Genomic DNA, 15,374 nt, shown 5'->3' with positions numbered 1-15,374 from the left:
CGTTCTCCGAACAAAAAAATTCCAGTCCCGAAGGACTGGAAGGCTCAATCGATCAAATCACTCAGAGAATGTGCACCTGCATTTCCGGGTCTTTGCGATCCAGATAGTGGATGGACTGAATGCGGCGAATAGTGCGTGACTTGCCGCGGATCAGCAGCGTTTCGGTAGTCGCGATATTGCCTTTGCGGCTAATGCCTTCCAGCAGATCGCCTTTGGTAATACCGGTGGCAGAGAAGATGACGTTATCGCTGCGCGCCATATCGCCCAGACGCAATACTTTACCGGCTTCGATGCCCATTGCTTTGCAGCGTGCCAGCTCCTGCTCGCCAATGCGACGATTCTCTTCGTTGTCGCCTTTGACGTCATGACGCGCCAGCAGACGACCGTTCATGTCACCATCTAATGCGCGGATCACCGCTGCAGAAACCACGCCTTCCGGCGCGCCACCAATACCGTACAGCACGTCAACTTCGCTGTCTGGCATACAGGTGAGAATTGAGGCCGCAACGTCGCCGTCCGGAATAGCAAATACGCGTACGCCGAGTTGCTGCATTTCAGCGATAACGGCATCGTGGCGTGGTTTAGCCAGAATTGTTACCGTCAGTTCGCTCAACGGTTTACCGAGCGCCGCCGCAACATTGCGCAGGTTATCCGCCAGCGGCAGGTTCAGATCAATGGTGCCTTTGGCTCCCGGTCCGACGATCAGCTTCTCCATATACATATCTGGCGCATTGAGGAAGCAGCCTTTATCGCCAACAGCCAGCACCGCCAGCGCGTTAGCCTGGCCCATCGCCGTCATGCGCGTGCCTTCAATCGGATCAACAGCAATATCTACCGCGTCGCCGCGACCAGTACCGACTTTTTCACCAATGTAGAGCATCGGTGCTTCGTCGATTTCACCTTCACCAATAACGATGGTGCCGTCAATGTTGACCTGGTTGAGCATAATACGCATGGCGTTTACCGCTGCGCCGTCCGCGGTGTTTTTATCGCCGCGTCCTAGCCATTTGTAGCCAGCCAGCGCCGCAGATTCGGTGACGCGGGAAAATTCGATGGCAAGTTCTCGTCTCATAGCAAACTCTAAGCAGTAAGGAATGGCGCGAAGTGTAGCACAGGGGAAGGGCGGGATTATTGATGTGTGCGGGGTTGCCCCCGCACGATTCAGGACTACCGGATGCGGCATAAACGCTTCATCCGGCATTTACATTACTCGTCGTGTTCTTCCCACGCCATCGCGCGTTTCACCGCTTTTTTCCAGCCTGCGTAACGGTAATTACGCTCAGTGGTTTCGATGCCTGGACGGAACTCGCGCTCAATCACCGCTTTCTCTTGCAGCTCGTCGAGGTTCTGCCAGAAGCCAACCGCCAGACCAGCAAGATAGGCCGCACCCAATGCGGTGACTTCGCGCACTTCCGGGCGCTCAACGCGCGTACCGAGAATATCGGACTGGAACTGCATCAGGAAATTGTTCGCCACTGCGCCGCCATCCACGCGCAGGGCGTGCAGACGAATACCAGAATCGGCCTGCATCGCTTCCAGCACGTCACGCGTCTGATAAGCAATAGACTCCAGCGTCGCGCGTATAATGTGGTTAGCGTTCACCCCACGAGTCAGACCGAAAATCGCCCCGCGTGCATACGGATCCCAGTATGGCGCACCCAGCCCGGTAAAGGCCGGAACCACATACACACCATTGGTGTTTTGCACTTTCGTGGCAAAGTATTCGGAATCGTAGGCGTCGTTAATCAACTTCATCTCATCACGCAGCCACTGAATGGATGCGCCCGCCATAAACACCGCACCTTCCAGCGCATAGTTTACTTCGCCAGTTGGGCCACAGGCGATGGTGGTCAGCAGGCCGTTTTCTGATTTCACCGCTTTCTCGCCAGTGTTCATCAGCATAAAGCAGCCAGTGCCATAGGTGTTCTTCGCCATCCCTTCTTTCACGCACAACTGACCAAACAGCGCCGCCTGCTGGTCACCGGCGATCCCGGAGATTGGAATACGCGTGCCGCCTTTGCCGCCAATGTTAGTCTGACCGTATACTTCGGAAGAACGACGCACTTCTGGCAGCATCTCGCGCGGAATATCCAGCACCTCGAGCATTTTGTCGTCCCAGTCCAGGGTATGGATGTTGAACAACATGGTACGAGAGGCGTTGGTGTAATCGGTCACATGGACACGGCCCTGAGTCATTTTCCAGATAAGCCACGTATCAACCGTACCAAACAGCAATTCACCACGACGCGCACGCTCGCGAGAGCCTTCCACATGGTCGAGGATCCACTTCACTTTGGTGCCAGAAAAGTACGGGTCAATCACCAGACCGGTATTGCTGCGGATATAATCTTCTAAACCGTCACGTTTTAAATGCTCGCAGATTTCTGCGGTACGACGGCACTGCCAGACAATGGCGTTATAGATAGGCTTGCCGGTTTCTTTTTCCCAGACAATAGTGGTTTCACGCTGGTTCGTAATACCGATAGCTGCAATTTGATCGGAACTGATATCGGCTTTCGCCAGCACTTCTACCAGCGTGGAGCTTTGGGTGGCCCAGATTTCCATTGGGTCGTGTTCTACCCAGCCTGGTTTTGGGTAGATTTGCTCAAATTCGCGCTGCGACACGCTAATGATATTGGCATCGTGATCCATTACGACCGCGCGGGAGCTGGTGGTGCCCTGGTCGAGCGCAACGATATATTTTTTTTCAGTCATGTTTAATTGTCCCGTAGTCATATTACAGCGAAGCTTTTTGTTCTGAAGGAGTTGTGGTCTCCTTTTCTTCCACAACACAGATATCGCAAGGCAAATGGCGACCAATCAGTTTGCGATAGGCAAATGCACCTACAATCGCGCCAACGATAGGGCCAAAAAGCGGCACCAGGAAGTAAGGAATGTCTCTGCCGCCGGTAAAGGCGACATTGCCCCAGCCCGCCAGCCAGGCAAAGACTTTCGGACCGAAGTCACGCGCTGGGTTCATGGCAAAGCCCGTCAATGGACCCATAGATGCGCCAATGACCGCAATCAGTAGACCAATCAGCAAGGGAGCCAAAGGGCCGCGTGGTACACCGTTGCCATCGTCCGTTAACGCCAGGATCAGCCCCATCAGAATAGCGGTAATCACCATCTCAACTGCGAAAGCCTGCACAAAATTGATATGAGGATTAGGGTAAGTAGAGAAAGTGCCAGCCAGATCAACACTTTCAACGCTGCCGCGAACAATGTGATGAGTCTGCTCGAAGTCGAAAAATAAATTGTAGTAAAGCCCGTAAACTAAAGCCGCAGCGCAGAAAGCGCCGGCAACTTGTGAAACGATAAAAGGAATAACTTTGCGCTTGTCGAAACAGGCAAACAGCCACAATGCAATGGTAACAGCGGGATTAAGATGCGCGCCGGAAACCCCTGCGGTCAGGTAGATGGCCATTGCCACCCCCAGTCCCCAAATGACACTGATTTCCCACTGACCAAAAGACGCACCAGCGACTTTTAGTGCTGCAACGCAACCCACACCGAAAAAAATCAACAACCCGGTACCGAGGAATTCAGCAATGCACTGGCCTTTCAAGGTTGATGTTTGACTCATAATCGGATCCTGAAGAGTTAATGTTTGTTGTATGCGTGAAAGTCACGGACCTCCACGATGCTTGTAGGCATGCTGTAAACTTATCGTTAACGAGCAAAAACGAGAAATATCGAACTTAAAATGTGTGTGCTTCGTCATAAAATGAGCGTTATCGCGCCATTTATTCCATCTGATTGTACATGATGCATGTTTGTTAGATCATTCGCGCAACAAATTTATTAACATTTTCGATTGATGTGGATTATGTCACCAGGAGAAGGATGAAAAGTGTGGCAAACCGTAATCTGCAAGGCGTGCCGCTGGACAGCGATGGCGCGGCTTCATACAATCGGAGCTAACTAAAGTGCGCTCGTATTTATTAAGGCGTCACCGGTAATCGGGACGAGGATTTTTATCCATCAACGCCTTGCAATTCAGGAGAGGTATGACAATGTCATTAGAAGTGTTTGAGAAACTGGAAGCAAAAGTACAGCAGGCGATTGATACCATCACTCTGTTGCAGATGGAAATCGAAGAGCTGAAAGAAAAAAACAACTCACTGTCGCAGGAAGTTCAAAATGCCCAGCATCAGCGCGAAGAGCTGGAGCGTGAGAACAACCATCTGAAAGAACAGCAGAACGGCTGGCAGGAACGTCTGCAGGCCCTGCTGGGTCGCATGGAAGAGGTTTAATCTCTTCCATGCAGAGGCGCCGCAAGGCGCCTTATTTTTTACTTCACTGCATTTTTAGCGGAAAGCATAATCTCCATCGCCTGTTGGCGATATTTATCTGCCGTATCTGGCGCCATTAATGCAATGATCCCCACAGCCCTGGGGGTGTCTTCAAGATAAACACTGATGGTTCTTTTCTGCTGACCATCAAAATTTATCAACACATCCTGATACTTACAGGTGAAATGTTTGGCATTACAAACATGAAACTGGAAGGCTTCCTCATTGTATTGATCCTTGAGATTGTCTCGCTGCTTCTTCTTTAACGCTTCCAGCGGGTCATCGGCGCTACGTCCTGCGGGCAGGCGGAAAGCAGAAATGAAGACGCTATTATCCTCACTTCTTATATCAATGGTTTCATTAGTACTAATGGAAACCGTATTCCAGTGTCGGTTCGGGATAGTCACGGTTATCGCAGCATTCTCAAAGGTATATTGCCACGGGGTAAACATACGAAACGTATTGCCGACTTTGGATAAAAGCAGGATTCCCAATACCCAACAGCACCCGCGAGTAAAACTGGCGAAGTTACGTGTTTTTTTAATAAATGCGCACAGAATACCTGACACAAGCACGGGAAGTAACAACGGCCCCAGAAATACTGAACCGATATACTCGCCAACCATGCCAGGATCTCCAGACAGTAGGTTGCTGTGCTGAAGATGACTAAGAAAAGTAGTTATTATCCATAGTATTAATAAGATAACGTATCTCATATCAATCCCTTATTATTAACATGCACATCAGATTATTGATGGGCAGAAAGTATCATTTTCATTACTTCTTCTTGATATTCGTCCAAATAATCTGGGTCGATAGCTGCGACCAGTCGTATCAAATTAGTGTTATCCAGTAGAGTCATGAAAATAGCATGTCTTATTTTGCCATCACTCATTGTTTGAATTCCTTCCTGATAAGCGCAGGCAAATCCCTTAACATCACAAACATGCATTTCTGCAGTTCCGTTTTGAGTCGCGGTAAGTTCCTCGATTGAATGCACACCGAGTTCATTTTGTGAGAAGGCAACAATAACTAAAATAGCATGGGCATCCCGAGTCACCAGGATTGGTCCTTGTTTTACTATATTGGCAACCCACTGTTTGCTCGGAACTGTGACGGTGATACCTGGCCCCGGGAAAGTATAATCCCATGTGCTGTGTCGTTCCCACACTGTATAGCTGCTATAGATAAGAAATAATCCCATTAACCAACAAGTGCCGCGAATAAAGCTGTGGCTGCTTCTTTTTTTTATCGTTATACAGATGATTGTGGCGATAATAAATGATAAGGCAAGTGGGTTAAAAAATACGTTAGCAAAATATAAAATCATTTCACCCGTGTTGCCAGACAAAAGGAATTTGTAGCGGAAATGGTTAACGACTATAAGTAATAAATATATAAATAAAAGAATAATATTTTGCATGAATACGTCCATGTATAAAAAAGGGGAATTTAATTCCCCTTTTAACGCATGGCAGGTACTTATTCAATATCCAGCGGATCTTCTGAAAGAATAATCCCGGTATTGTCGGCATAAAGATGGTCGCCGGAGAAGAAGGTGACACCGCCAAAATTGACGCGGACATCGCTTTCGCCAATGCCTTCGCCAGCGGCACCAACCGGAATTGCCGCCATCGCCTGGATGCCGATATCCAGCTCTTCCAGGTCATCTACCTGACGCACCGCGCCGTAAATGACCAGACCTTCCCATTCATTTTGTACTGCCAGACGCGCCAGTTCAGCATCGACCAGTGCGCGACGAACAGAACCACCGCCATCGACGACAAGAACACGACCACGGCCATTCTGTTCGAGCAGATCGTACAGCAACCCGTTGTCCTCGAAACATTTTACCGTGATTATTTGTCCGCCAAACGACGCCCGTCCGCCAAAGTTGGAGAACAGCGGTTCCACGACGTTAACATCTTCTTGATAGATGTCACAAAGCTCGGAAGTATCGTATTTCATAGGCTTAACATTCAGTTGCTGCGAGAATTTTCAGTATATCGCGCTATGTAGGCTGTTGGCAAAATCATCAATTGTTAATTGATATTTGTCAGTTATGCTGCCCACTGGCTTAGGAATATCCCTAAAACAAACAGCAGGTTAGTCAGTAACGCTCCTTTGACAGTGCGTTCCAGCATTGGTCGCATCGCCACCGGGTCCATTTCGCGCATCACATAACGAGCTTGCTTCACCAGCAACGGTGCCGCCAGCAGGAACAGCCAGCCCCACAGGCTATGCAGCGAAAAGAGATTAAACAGCGCCAGACACACCAGAGAGCCCATCAGCAGGCAGGCATGATAACGACGCGCGTTTACTGCACCTAAGCGCACCACCAGCGTGTTTTTGCCGTTTTCGCGGTCGCTATTGATATCACGCAGGTTATTAATGTTCAGTACTGCCGTTGCCAGCAGGCCGCATGCGGTTGCCGGAAGGATCAGTGCCGGAATCAATGTATGAGCCTGTAAATACCAGCTCCCCATGACGCTCAACCAGCCAAAGAAAACCAGTACGGAAATATCACCCAAACCGATATAACCATAAGGACGATTGCCCACGGTGTAGGTGATAGCGGCAATGATCGACAACCCGCCAAGAATCAGGAAACCGACAAAATCGGCCAGCGTATGGCACGCCACTGCAACCAGTGCCAGCCCGGAAAGACAGATGAGCACAACGGTAATAATGAGCGCCCGTTTCATCTCTTGCTGGGTAATGACCCCTTTTTGCATGCCGCGTAGCGGCCCAATGCGGTCAGGTTTATCGCTGCCTTTTACCGCATCGCCGTAATCATTGGCGAGGTTAGAAAGGATCTGTAATAGCCCGGCGGTAATCAATGCCAGCAGGGCGACCAGTGGATCGAAGTGACCTTGCCACCATGCCAGCGCCGTCCCGACGATAATTGCAGCAAAGGCGAGGGGGAGGGTTTTAGGTCGTAAACTTTCCAGCCACGCCTGAGTTCGGCTAATTTGTTGTTCAGTCATAATACGCGCCAATAAAAATGGGGCCTTTCAGCCCCATCAAACAATGATGAAAATGATTGAACGCGATTATAGGATAAAACGGCTCAGATCTTCATCTGCCACCAACGCATCCAGATGTTTGCTCACATAATCTGCGTCAATAGTGATGGTTTGACCGCTTAAATCGCTGGCGTCGTAGGAAATCTCTTCCATTAAACGCTCCAGAACAGTATGTAAACGACGAGCACCGATGTTTTCGGTAGATTCGTTCACCTGCCATGCTGCTTCCGCGATCCGCTTAATACCGGAGTCGGTGAACTCGATATTTACGCCTTCAGTCGCCATCAATGCTTTGTACTGCACGGTGATAGAGGCATTCGGCTCGGTCAGAATACGCTCGAAGTCGCTGGTGGTCAGTGCCTGCAGCTCAACGCGGATTGGCAGACGACCTTGCAGTTCCGGGATCAGGTCAGACGGTTTCGCAATCTGGAACGCGCCAGAAGCGATAAACAGAATGTGGTCAGTTTTGACCATCCCGTGTTTGGTGGAAACAGTGCAACCTTCTACCAGCGGCAGCAGGTCACGCTGAACGCCTTCACGAGAAACATCCGGACCGGAAGACTCGCCGCGCTTACAGATTTTGTCGATTTCGTCGATAAACACGATCCCGTGCTGCTCAACAGCGTCGATAGCATCTTGCTTCAGCTCTTCCGGGTTCACCAGTTTCGCCGCTTCTTCTTCAATCAGCAGCTTCATGGCGTCTTTGATTTTCAGCTTACGCGCTTTTTGCTTCTGACCGCCCAGGTTCTGGAACATGGACTGCAGCTGGCTGGTCATCTCTTCCATGCCCGGAGGAGCCATAATTTCAACGCCCATCGGTGCTGCGGCAAGATCGATCTCGATTTCTTTGTCATCAAGCTGGCCTTCACGCAGTTTTTTGCGGAATGCCTGACGAGCAGCGGACGGTTCCTGCTGCTGTTCGGTCTGTCCCCAGTTGTTTTTAGCAGGTGGGATCAGCACGTCGAGAATACGTTCTTCTGCCAGTTCTTCAGCGCGATAACGGTTTTTCTCGATAGCCTGGACGCGTACCATTTTCACGGCGGCATCGGTCAGATCGCGAATAATAGAATCCACTTCCTTACCGACATAGCCCACTTCGGTGAATTTGGTCGCTTCAACTTTGATGAACGGCGCATTCGCCAGCTTAGCCAGACGACGGGCGATTTCAGTTTTACCGACACCGGTCGGGCCGATCATCAGGATATTTTTCGGGGTCACTTCATGGCGCAGCTCTTCGTTGAGCTGCATGCGACGCCAGCGGTTACGCAGAGCAATCGCCACAGAACGCTTGGCGTTGTCCTGGCCGATGATGTGCTTATCCAGTTCGCTGACGATTTCGCGTGGGGTCATTTCAGACATGGGAGATCCTTACGCTTTGTAGCTTAATTCTTCGATGGTGTGGAAATGGTTGGTATAGATGCAAATGTCGCCTGCAATATCCAACGCCTTTTCAGCAATTTCACGGGCGCTAAGTTCAGTGTTTTCTAACAGCGCGCGCGCTGCAGCCTGGGCGTAAGGGCCGCCGGAGCCGATAGCAATAAGATCGTTTTCTGGCTGCACCACGTCACCGTTACCGGTGATGATAAGCGAAGCGGTTTCATCCGCGACTGCCAGCAGTGCTTCAAGTTTGCGCAGCATGCGATCGGTACGCCAGTCTTTTGCCAGCTCAACGGCGGCTTTGACCAGATGGCCCTGATGCATTTCCAGTTTGCGTTCAAACAGTTCGAACAGCGTAAAAGCATCCGCAGTACCGCCCGCAAAGCCCGCGATGACTTTGTCGTTGTACAGACGGCGGACCTTTTTCACGTTGCCTTTCATTACGGTATTGCCCAACGTGGCCTGACCATCACCAGCGATGACCACATGGCCGTTACGGCGTACGCTTACTATAGTTGTCACGAGCTGACCCCTTGGTTACAAATACAGAGTACAAACCCCGTACAAAAGTACGGGGCATAATGCAATTATAGATGGGGGGGATTTTGAGGGTTTCAACCCCCGGCGGCGAGCCGAATGCAGTTTGTATGACCCGCCATCTTCAACCGATTGAGGGTGCTGTCTGCGTTCTCTTTGCCTTTCACCGGGCCAATGACCACACGATTCCAGCCATTGTTGGTGGTAATTTTTGAGTCAAAGCCTTCAAACGCCAGCTGAGCACGTACCGTCTCTGCCTGTTCCGCGCCTCTGAACGAACCGCACTGCACCATCCAGCGGCGTTCGTCTTTTTTCTCCGCCGTCGGTTTTGGCGCGTCAGCGGCACGAGCAACTGGCGCAGCTTGCTGCGGCTTCGACTGCGCGGTGGTGTGCGCAGGGGTTTGCAGCAGATCCTGGTAAGGCTGCTGAGTAGAAGCCGGTTTAGACTGGCGCGGTTGCGCCTGTACCGGTGCGGCTTGCGACGTACGCGTCTGCTGCTGCCAGCTTTGTTCAGTCGTACGTGACTGCTGAGCCAGGCGTTGCTGCTCCGCTAATTGCTGCGCCTGACGCTGGCGCTGTAGCGTTTGCTGACGCTGTTCCGGCGTCTGCTCATTCCACGGAACTTCAACCAGCTGCGTTGGCTGCTGGCGCATATCAGCCTGCATTTGTTCAAGAAGCTGGCGTTGTTCTGGTGTCAGTTGCTCCGGCGTTTTCACTTCACCACCGGCAGAAGGTTCTGTGGGCGCACGCACACCCGGCTGGCGACTTTCCAGCTCTTTAATGTAGCGCCAGCGTTCTTCTGGTTTTGGTGGTAGTCCATTTCCGGTCACTTTCTGGCTTTGCAGCGTCTCGGACTCTTCTTTCTTGTGATGCGTAATGAAGTACAGACCACCGATAAAGGTCACAAGAACGGCGGCAGCAATAGCGACCATAGCGGGAGAAACCGCAGGCAGATTTCGTTGCTTTTTCCGTGAGGTGCTCTTTTTTCGCCGCGAAGGTGCCGGTTGGCTGCGGCGTACATAATCTCGTTGTGCCACTATCGTTTCGCTGTATTTATTCGTTCGTCAGCCCGCCATGTTACTTAAGCGGCGGGCCTTTGACCAGTCACGGCAGTCTTAAAGGTTTACTTTAAGGTAACGCGCGTGTTGATCCCCGGATGATAAGTTCGCAGTCCATTAAACGAGAGCCACTGCCAACGTGCTGCCCCTGCATTTGATCAAGCAATAACAGCATAGCTTCCCGACCGATTTCGTAACGCGGCTGCGCGATGGTTGTCAGCGGCGGATCACAAAATTGCGTCAGGTCGATGTTATCAAAACCGATTATGGAAAGGTCTTCCGGGACTTTCAGCCCCTGACGTTTTGCCTGAGAAAGTGCGCCGAGCGCCATCACATCGCTATGGCAGAAGACAGCAGTAGGCGGTTGTGGAAGATCAAGCAGCTGTTGCATTGCTTTGCTTCCGGCTTCGAAGGTGAAGTCGCCACGGGCGATGTATTGCGGATCAACCATAATGCCGCAGCGACGCAGCGCCTGAACGTAACCTTGCAGGCGGTAGTGACACAGCGGCATCTCTTCGGGACCGGCTATACAGCCAATCCGTTTATGCCCTTGCTCATATAAATAATTTACTGCATCAAATGCGGCGGTCAGATTGTCTATATGAACGGTAGGTAGCTCCAGTTCCGGTGCAAATTCGTTCGCCATCACCATCGGCGGCAGATTACGCTGTTCCTCAATGCTGGCATCAAACGGCAGCCTTGAACCCAGCAGCAACATGCCATCAATTTGCTTGGTGATGATCAAATCGATAAAGGTTTTTTCCTGCTGATTTTGATGCGCACAGTCGCCAATCAGCACCAGATATCCGTGATTTGCCGCCGTAACTTCGATACCGCGAATAATTTCGCTAAAGAAAGGGTCGCAGATATCCGGGACAATCACCAGAATGGTGCGGGATTCATTACGCTTGACGTTGCGCCCCATAGGCTGCGGTAAATAACCCACTTCCCGGGCCGCTTTTTCAACCCGATTACGGGTGGCCTGGGAGACTTTATCGGGATTCATTAATGCTCGGGAGACAGTCGCTGTAGAGACTTTTGCCTTGAGGGCAACGTCTTTCATGGTCGCGGCAGTTTCCTGCTTCTTCGCTTTCACACTCACTCCTCGCCTGGCACGTCAGGCGTACTACATCCATGTTTACTTCACATCGGCAACATTTTTAGCAGATAGCGCGTGAAAACGGTTACAGAATTTTCATGAAAAGTGTGATGAATATTGAATTTTTCGATCCGCCTCGCATCGTGAGCGGTTTAACCCTCAATCGGATCAACATCCAGTACCCATTTCACCTTGCGGGAATCCGGTATTGTATTAATAAGTGCCAGCGTACCATTGATGATGTGCTGTAAGCGCACGCGGGAAGGGTGCTGCAACAAAATTTGCCAGCGCCAGCGACCACCACGTTTCGGAGCCAGCGCCGGAACCGGACCGAGAACCCACAGTTTGTCGTCTGCCAGCGGGCTGGAGAGGATGAGATTACGCAGTTGTTGCAGGAACAGCGGCGCGTGCTGATTGTTATGATCTTCCGCACGCACAATCACATGGCTGGTCCACGGCGGCAGCTGCATCATGCGTCGTTCAGCCAGTGCCTGTTCGGCAAAGGCGTCGTAGCCTTTATAGAGCAACGTTTGCAACAGCGGATGTTCAGGATGGTGCGTTTGCAGCACCACTTCGCCCTGTTTACCCGCACGCCCGGCACGACCGGCGACCTGGGTGTAAAGCTGGGCGAAACGCTCTGCCGAGCGAAAATCGGCAGAAAACAGCGCGCCGTCTACGTCCAGTAACGCCACCAGCGTCACATCCGGAAAGTGGTGACCTTTCGCCAGCATTTGCGTGCCGATCAAAATCCTCGCGCCACCGCGATGTACTTCCGCCAGTTGTTGTTCCAGCGCACCTTTACGGCTGGTGGTATCGCGGTCGATACGAGAAATGGGCACACCAGGGAACAACGGTGCGAGCGTCTGTTCAAGCTGTTCGGTGCCCAGCCCCACGGGGACCAGGTGCGTGGAACCGCAAGAAGGGCACTGGCGCGGCACCGGACGCTGACTGTCACAGTGGTGGCAACGCAAATGCTGTTGCGCCTGATGCAGCGTGTAGTAGTGATCGCAACGTGGGCATTCGGCTATCCAGCCACAGTCGTGGCACAGTAGCGCAGGCGCAAAACCCCGGCGGTTAAGAAAGAGGATAACCTGATTGTTGGCCTGTAAATGCTGGCGCATACGGGTGATTAACGCCGGAGCCAGACCTGCCTGCACCTTCTGACCTTTTAAATCCAGCACATGTTGAATTGCCGGGCGCGCATTGCCCGCCCGACGGGTCAGGCGCAGCAGGCGGTATTTTTTCTGCTGGACGTTGCATAACGTTTCCAGCGCGGGCGTTGCGGAGCCAAGAATAATCGGGATTTGCTCGCTGTGCGCACGATACACCGCCAGGTCGCGGGCATGATAGCGCCAGCCTTCCTGCTGCTTGTAGGAGCTGTCGTGCTCTTCATCAATGACAATCACGCCGAGATTTTTAAACGGCGTAAACAGCGCGGAGCGGGTGCCAATCACAATCGCCGCCTCGCCATTTTTCGCTTTCAGCCACGCCGAAAGGCGCTCGCTGTCGTTCAGGCCGGAATGCAGAACTTCCACGGGGGCATTAAAACGTTCACGAAAACGGGCGATAGTTTGCGGCGTCAGGCCGATTTCCGGCACCATCACCAGCGCCTGCTTGCCCTGAGCGAGCACGTTTTCCAGTACGCTCAAATAAACTTCTGTTTTACCGGAACCGGTGACGCCCGCCAGCAGCCAGGCAGAGAAGGTATCTGCCGCGCTATGAATTGCGCCAACGGCGGTGGCCTGTTCGGTATTCAATCGCAACCGCTCACCAGAAACGGCATAATTCTTTCGCCAGTCGCTAAACTCTGGTGTTTCACTTGCTAAATCACACAGACCTTTTTTGCGCAGCGCCTGCAGTGCAGCATCATTAAATTCGAGCGTGGCGACCTGATCGCGCCAGATTTTCCCTTGTCGCAATGCTGCCAGTGCCTGTTGTTGCTTTGGCGAACGTTTCAGGCTGTTCAGATCCACCGCCTGACCTTGTTCAGTGGCAAACCAGTACCACATCGGCGCGTTCGCCGCAGGCCGCCCCTGGCGCAGTAAAATCGGCAAGGCATGAAACAGCACATCGCCAATCGGATGATGATAGTAATCTGCCGCCCATAGCAGTAATCGCCAGACGGAGTGAGTAAATACCGGCTCAACGTCCAGCACTTCTACTACCACTTTCAGCTCGTTGAGCGGCAGCTCGCTGACGTCGCTAACTGACACCACAACCCCGATGCGCTCCTGCTGTTTGCCAAACGGCACGCGCACGCGACACCCGGCTTTAACCGTCATGCCTTCTGGCAGCAGATAGTCAAAGGTACGAGGAAGCGGAACGGGCAAGGCAACGTGGGCAACGGGCATAGCATCATCCTGACTTGAAATTCGGTGGGTTAGTATACACATTGCCGTAGAAGAGTGCGGATCAGTTTGCATACGCTGGTTAATTTCTGTATGATTTCGCGCCTTCGTACGAAATGATCGTATTGAAGCTATACTTTTAACATCGCGTGGTGTCTGGCGTTAGGGCTGGAAGAGCGACGCGGCCTTAAACCGAGGTTTTCCCATGAAAAAAGATATTCACCCGAAATACGAAGAAATTACTGCTAGCTGCTCTTGCGGTAACGTAATGAAAATCCGCTCCACCGTTGGTCATGACCTGAACCTCGACGTGTGCAGCAAGTGCCACCCGTTCTTCACTGGCAAACAGCGTGATGTTGCTACCGGTGGCCGTGTTGACCGCTTCAACAAGCGTTTCAACATCCCGGGCAGCAAATAAGACCGGATTTCCGAAAAAAGCGCCGCACGGCGCTTTTTTTGTGCCTGAATTTTGGTCGTATTACCACGAAAACAGCGGCCATTCTTTGGCGACCGTAGTGAGTTGTGGCGCATCGAAAACGGCTTGTGGTGAAACTACCGTTTCCTCAAGCGGAATATTCTTGCCGTAACGTTCTTTGAGCTTTGCCTGGACCAGCGGGTTGCTGAGATCGAACTCTTTCAACTTCTGCTGCTCGCCCACGCGCATTCCCAGCGCGTTCTGATAAACCTTCCAAACGACTTCCGAGCAGTACTGGCGATCGTCGCTCCACGAGAAACTAAAGTCATACGGTTTGCCGAGATAACGTTTTGCCGTTTGCGCCAGTTTTTGCTGTTGTTCGGTATTCAGCCCACCTTCAACGCGGCGAACAATGTATTTGCCATCTTCACCGTGGGCGATCCACTGCTTGAGCGGGGTGTATTTCACCGGGCCGACCGCTTCAAAAACGTAGGGCTTTTTGTTACGCATCACCAGCATACCGGTGTGGCTGTAATCGGAATGGGTCGCCAGTTGGATCGCTTTACTTTGCGATGAGCGAGAGATTTGAAAGATGATGTCGCCAGTTTGCGGCTGCCAGGCAAAGGCAGGCACAGAAACCAGCAGGCTGAGGATCAGTAGCCTGATTTTCATCGTTAAACGTCCATGTATGAAAAAAGCGGCTGGTTAACTCCGCGCCGCTCTTTTCCGCTTTAGTATTCCCACGTCTCCGGGTTAATCCCCATCTCACGCATGATCTCTTTTGCCGCTTCCGGGATTTCGTCGCTGCGCTCTTTACGCAGGTCGGCATCATCCGGCAAAGGTTGCCCGGTAAAGGCATGCAGAAACGCTTCGCACAGCAGCTCGCTGTTGGTCGCGTGACGCAGGTTGTTCACCTGACGACGCGTGCGTTCATCGGTGAGGATTTTTAACACCTTAAGAGGAATGGAAACCGTAATCTTTTTGACTTGTTCACTCTTCTTGCCGTGCTCAGCGTATGGGCTGATATATTCGCCGCTCCATTCAGCCATGAGATACTTAATCCTCTTCGTCAATAAATTGAGACCAGACCACATAGTTAATGTGGGTACTGACCGTAAACCCGCATAGTTTACCGTACAGGCGCTACCGTGACATCGTGTAATGCACCTGTCGGCGTGATAATGCATATAATTTTAACGGCTATTTGGGATTTGCTCAATCT

At 51.8% G+C, this 15,374-nt stretch carries 16 protein-coding genes; 2 read left to right on the top strand and 14 right to left on the bottom strand.

Going from position 1 to position 15,374, the window contains the following annotated elements; translation table 11 throughout:
- Positions 1-61: 61 nt before the first annotated feature.
- The 3 genes from glpX to glpF form a co-directional block, all read right to left on the bottom strand.
- Complete coding sequence (gene glpX / locus ACJHWR_RS15470; RefSeq protein WP_001250644.1) at positions 62-1,072, bottom strand: class II fructose-bisphosphatase; 1,011 nt, start codon at positions 1,070-1,072, stop codon at positions 62-64.
- Between the two features lie 134 nt (positions 1,073-1,206).
- Positions 1,207-2,715 carry a glycerol kinase GlpK gene (gene glpK / locus ACJHWR_RS15465; RefSeq protein WP_000136788.1) on the bottom strand — a complete coding sequence of 503 codons (1,509 nt, stop codon included), beginning with the start codon at positions 2,713-2,715 and terminating at the stop codon, positions 1,207-1,209.
- 22 nt (positions 2,716-2,737) lie between these two features.
- The gene (glpF, locus tag ACJHWR_RS15460) at positions 2,738-3,583 is read right to left on the bottom strand and encodes a glycerol uptake facilitator protein GlpF (RefSeq protein ID WP_000084268.1); all 846 of its coding nucleotides are present in this window, start codon (positions 3,581-3,583) and stop codon (positions 2,738-2,740) included.
- Positions 3,584-4,007: 424 nt separating this feature from the next.
- Here glpF and zapB point away from each other — a divergent pair, with 424 nt between their 5' ends.
- A complete protein-coding gene (gene zapB / locus ACJHWR_RS15455; protein ID WP_001296623.1) occupies positions 4,008-4,253 on the top strand; it encodes a septal ring assembly protein ZapB in 246 nt (81 codons plus the stop codon).
- A 38-nt stretch (positions 4,254-4,291) separates the two neighbouring features.
- On the opposite strand, the gene ACJHWR_RS15450 is transcribed toward zapB, so the two are convergent.
- The 9 genes from ACJHWR_RS15450 to priA form a co-directional block, all read right to left on the bottom strand.
- Positions 4,292-4,918 carry a hypothetical protein gene (locus ACJHWR_RS15450; protein ID WP_122991692.1) on the bottom strand — a complete coding sequence of 209 codons (627 nt, stop codon included), beginning with the start codon at positions 4,916-4,918 and terminating at the stop codon, positions 4,292-4,294.
- Between the two features lie 122 nt (positions 4,919-5,040).
- A complete protein-coding gene (locus tag ACJHWR_RS15445; protein WP_001572157.1) occupies positions 5,041-5,715 on the bottom strand; it encodes a hypothetical protein in 675 nt (224 codons plus the stop codon).
- A gap of 59 nt (positions 5,716-5,774) precedes the next feature.
- Positions 5,775-6,260 (bottom strand): ribonuclease E activity regulator RraA, encoded by a 486-nt coding sequence (gene rraA, locus ACJHWR_RS15440; RefSeq protein WP_000872908.1) that lies wholly within the window; start codon positions 6,258-6,260, stop codon positions 5,775-5,777.
- Between the two features lie 92 nt (positions 6,261-6,352).
- Entirely contained in the window at positions 6,353-7,279 is a 927-nt protein-coding gene (gene menA / locus ACJHWR_RS15435; protein ID WP_001305044.1) for a 1,4-dihydroxy-2-naphthoate polyprenyltransferase, read from the bottom strand.
- 66 nt (positions 7,280-7,345) lie between these two features.
- Entirely contained in the window at positions 7,346-8,677 is a 1,332-nt protein-coding gene (hslU, locus tag ACJHWR_RS15430; RefSeq protein WP_001293344.1) for an HslU--HslV peptidase ATPase subunit, read from the bottom strand.
- Positions 8,678-8,686: 9 nt separating this feature from the next.
- Entirely contained in the window at positions 8,687-9,217 is a 531-nt protein-coding gene (gene hslV / locus ACJHWR_RS15425) for an ATP-dependent protease subunit HslV (RefSeq protein WP_000208242.1), read from the bottom strand.
- Between the two features lie 92 nt (positions 9,218-9,309).
- A complete protein-coding gene (gene ftsN, locus ACJHWR_RS15420; RefSeq protein ID WP_000068834.1) occupies positions 9,310-10,269 on the bottom strand; it encodes a cell division protein FtsN in 960 nt (319 codons plus the stop codon).
- Positions 10,270-10,360: 91 nt separating this feature from the next.
- Positions 10,361-11,386: a DNA-binding transcriptional regulator CytR gene (cytR, locus tag ACJHWR_RS15415; RefSeq protein ID WP_000644904.1), complete on the bottom strand. Its 1,026-nt coding sequence runs from the start codon at positions 11,384-11,386 to the stop codon at positions 10,361-10,363.
- Between the two features lie 155 nt (positions 11,387-11,541).
- Entirely contained in the window at positions 11,542-13,740 is a 2,199-nt protein-coding gene (gene priA, locus ACJHWR_RS15410; RefSeq protein ID WP_012311784.1) for a primosomal protein N', read from the bottom strand.
- 202 nt (positions 13,741-13,942) lie between these two features.
- Between priA and rpmE the strand changes: the two genes are divergently transcribed.
- The gene (gene rpmE, locus ACJHWR_RS15405) at positions 13,943-14,155 is read left to right on the top strand and encodes a 50S ribosomal protein L31 (RefSeq protein WP_000710769.1); all 213 of its coding nucleotides are present in this window, start codon (positions 13,943-13,945) and stop codon (positions 14,153-14,155) included.
- A gap of 60 nt (positions 14,156-14,215) precedes the next feature.
- Here rpmE and ACJHWR_RS15400 read toward each other — a convergent pair whose 3' ends face one another.
- Positions 14,216-14,824, bottom strand: coding sequence for a YiiX family permuted papain-like enzyme (locus ACJHWR_RS15400; RefSeq protein ID WP_000702304.1), 609 nt, complete (start codon positions 14,822-14,824; stop codon positions 14,216-14,218).
- 59 nt (positions 14,825-14,883) lie between these two features.
- Entirely contained in the window at positions 14,884-15,201 is a 318-nt protein-coding gene (gene metJ / locus ACJHWR_RS15395; protein ID WP_000852812.1) for a met regulon transcriptional regulator MetJ, read from the bottom strand.
- Positions 15,202-15,374 lie beyond the last annotated feature (173 nt).

It is taken from the genome of Escherichia sp. WS568 (genome assembly GCF_046486085.1).
GTDB classification, from domain to species: domain Bacteria; phylum Pseudomonadota; class Gammaproteobacteria; order Enterobacterales; family Enterobacteriaceae; genus Escherichia; species Escherichia coli.
This window is presented reverse-complemented; position numbering and strand designations above follow the sequence as displayed.

What these genes read in the sequence shown, in the direction of transcription:
- glpX (WP_001250644.1), bottom strand. Translation starts at nt 1,072, where the DNA reads ATGAGACGAGAACTTGCCATCGAATTTTCCCGCGTCACCGAATCTGCG.
- glpK (WP_000136788.1), bottom strand. Translation starts at nt 2,715, where the DNA reads ATGACTGAAAAAAAATATATCGTTGCGCTCGACCAGGGCACCACCAGC.
- glpF (WP_000084268.1), bottom strand. Translation starts at nt 3,583, where the DNA reads ATGAGTCAAACATCAACCTTGAAAGGCCAGTGCATTGCTGAATTCCTC.
- zapB (WP_001296623.1), top strand. Translation starts at nt 4,008, where the DNA reads ATGACAATGTCATTAGAAGTGTTTGAGAAACTGGAAGCAAAAGTACAG.
- ACJHWR_RS15450 (WP_122991692.1), bottom strand. Translation starts at nt 4,918, where the DNA reads ATGGTTGGCGAGTATATCGGTTCAGTATTTCTGGGGCCGTTGTTACTT.
- ACJHWR_RS15445 (WP_001572157.1), bottom strand. Translation starts at nt 5,715, where the DNA reads ATGCAAAATATTATTCTTTTATTTATATATTTATTACTTATAGTCGTT.
- rraA (WP_000872908.1), bottom strand. Translation starts at nt 6,260, where the DNA reads ATGAAATACGATACTTCCGAGCTTTGTGACATCTATCAAGAAGATGTT.
- menA (WP_001305044.1), bottom strand. Translation starts at nt 7,279, where the DNA reads ATGACTGAACAACAAATTAGCCGAACTCAGGCGTGGCTGGAAAGTTTA.
- hslU (WP_001293344.1), bottom strand. Translation starts at nt 8,677, where the DNA reads ATGTCTGAAATGACCCCACGCGAAATCGTCAGCGAACTGGATAAGCAC.
- priA (WP_012311784.1), bottom strand. Translation starts at nt 13,740, where the DNA reads ATGCCCGTTGCCCACGTTGCCTTGCCCGTTCCGCTTCCTCGTACCTTT.
- rpmE (WP_000710769.1), top strand. Translation starts at nt 13,943, where the DNA reads ATGAAAAAAGATATTCACCCGAAATACGAAGAAATTACTGCTAGCTGC.
- ACJHWR_RS15400 (WP_000702304.1), bottom strand. Translation starts at nt 14,824, where the DNA reads ATGAAAATCAGGCTACTGATCCTCAGCCTGCTGGTTTCTGTGCCTGCC.
- metJ (WP_000852812.1), bottom strand. Translation starts at nt 15,201, where the DNA reads ATGGCTGAATGGAGCGGCGAATATATCAGCCCATACGCTGAGCACGGC.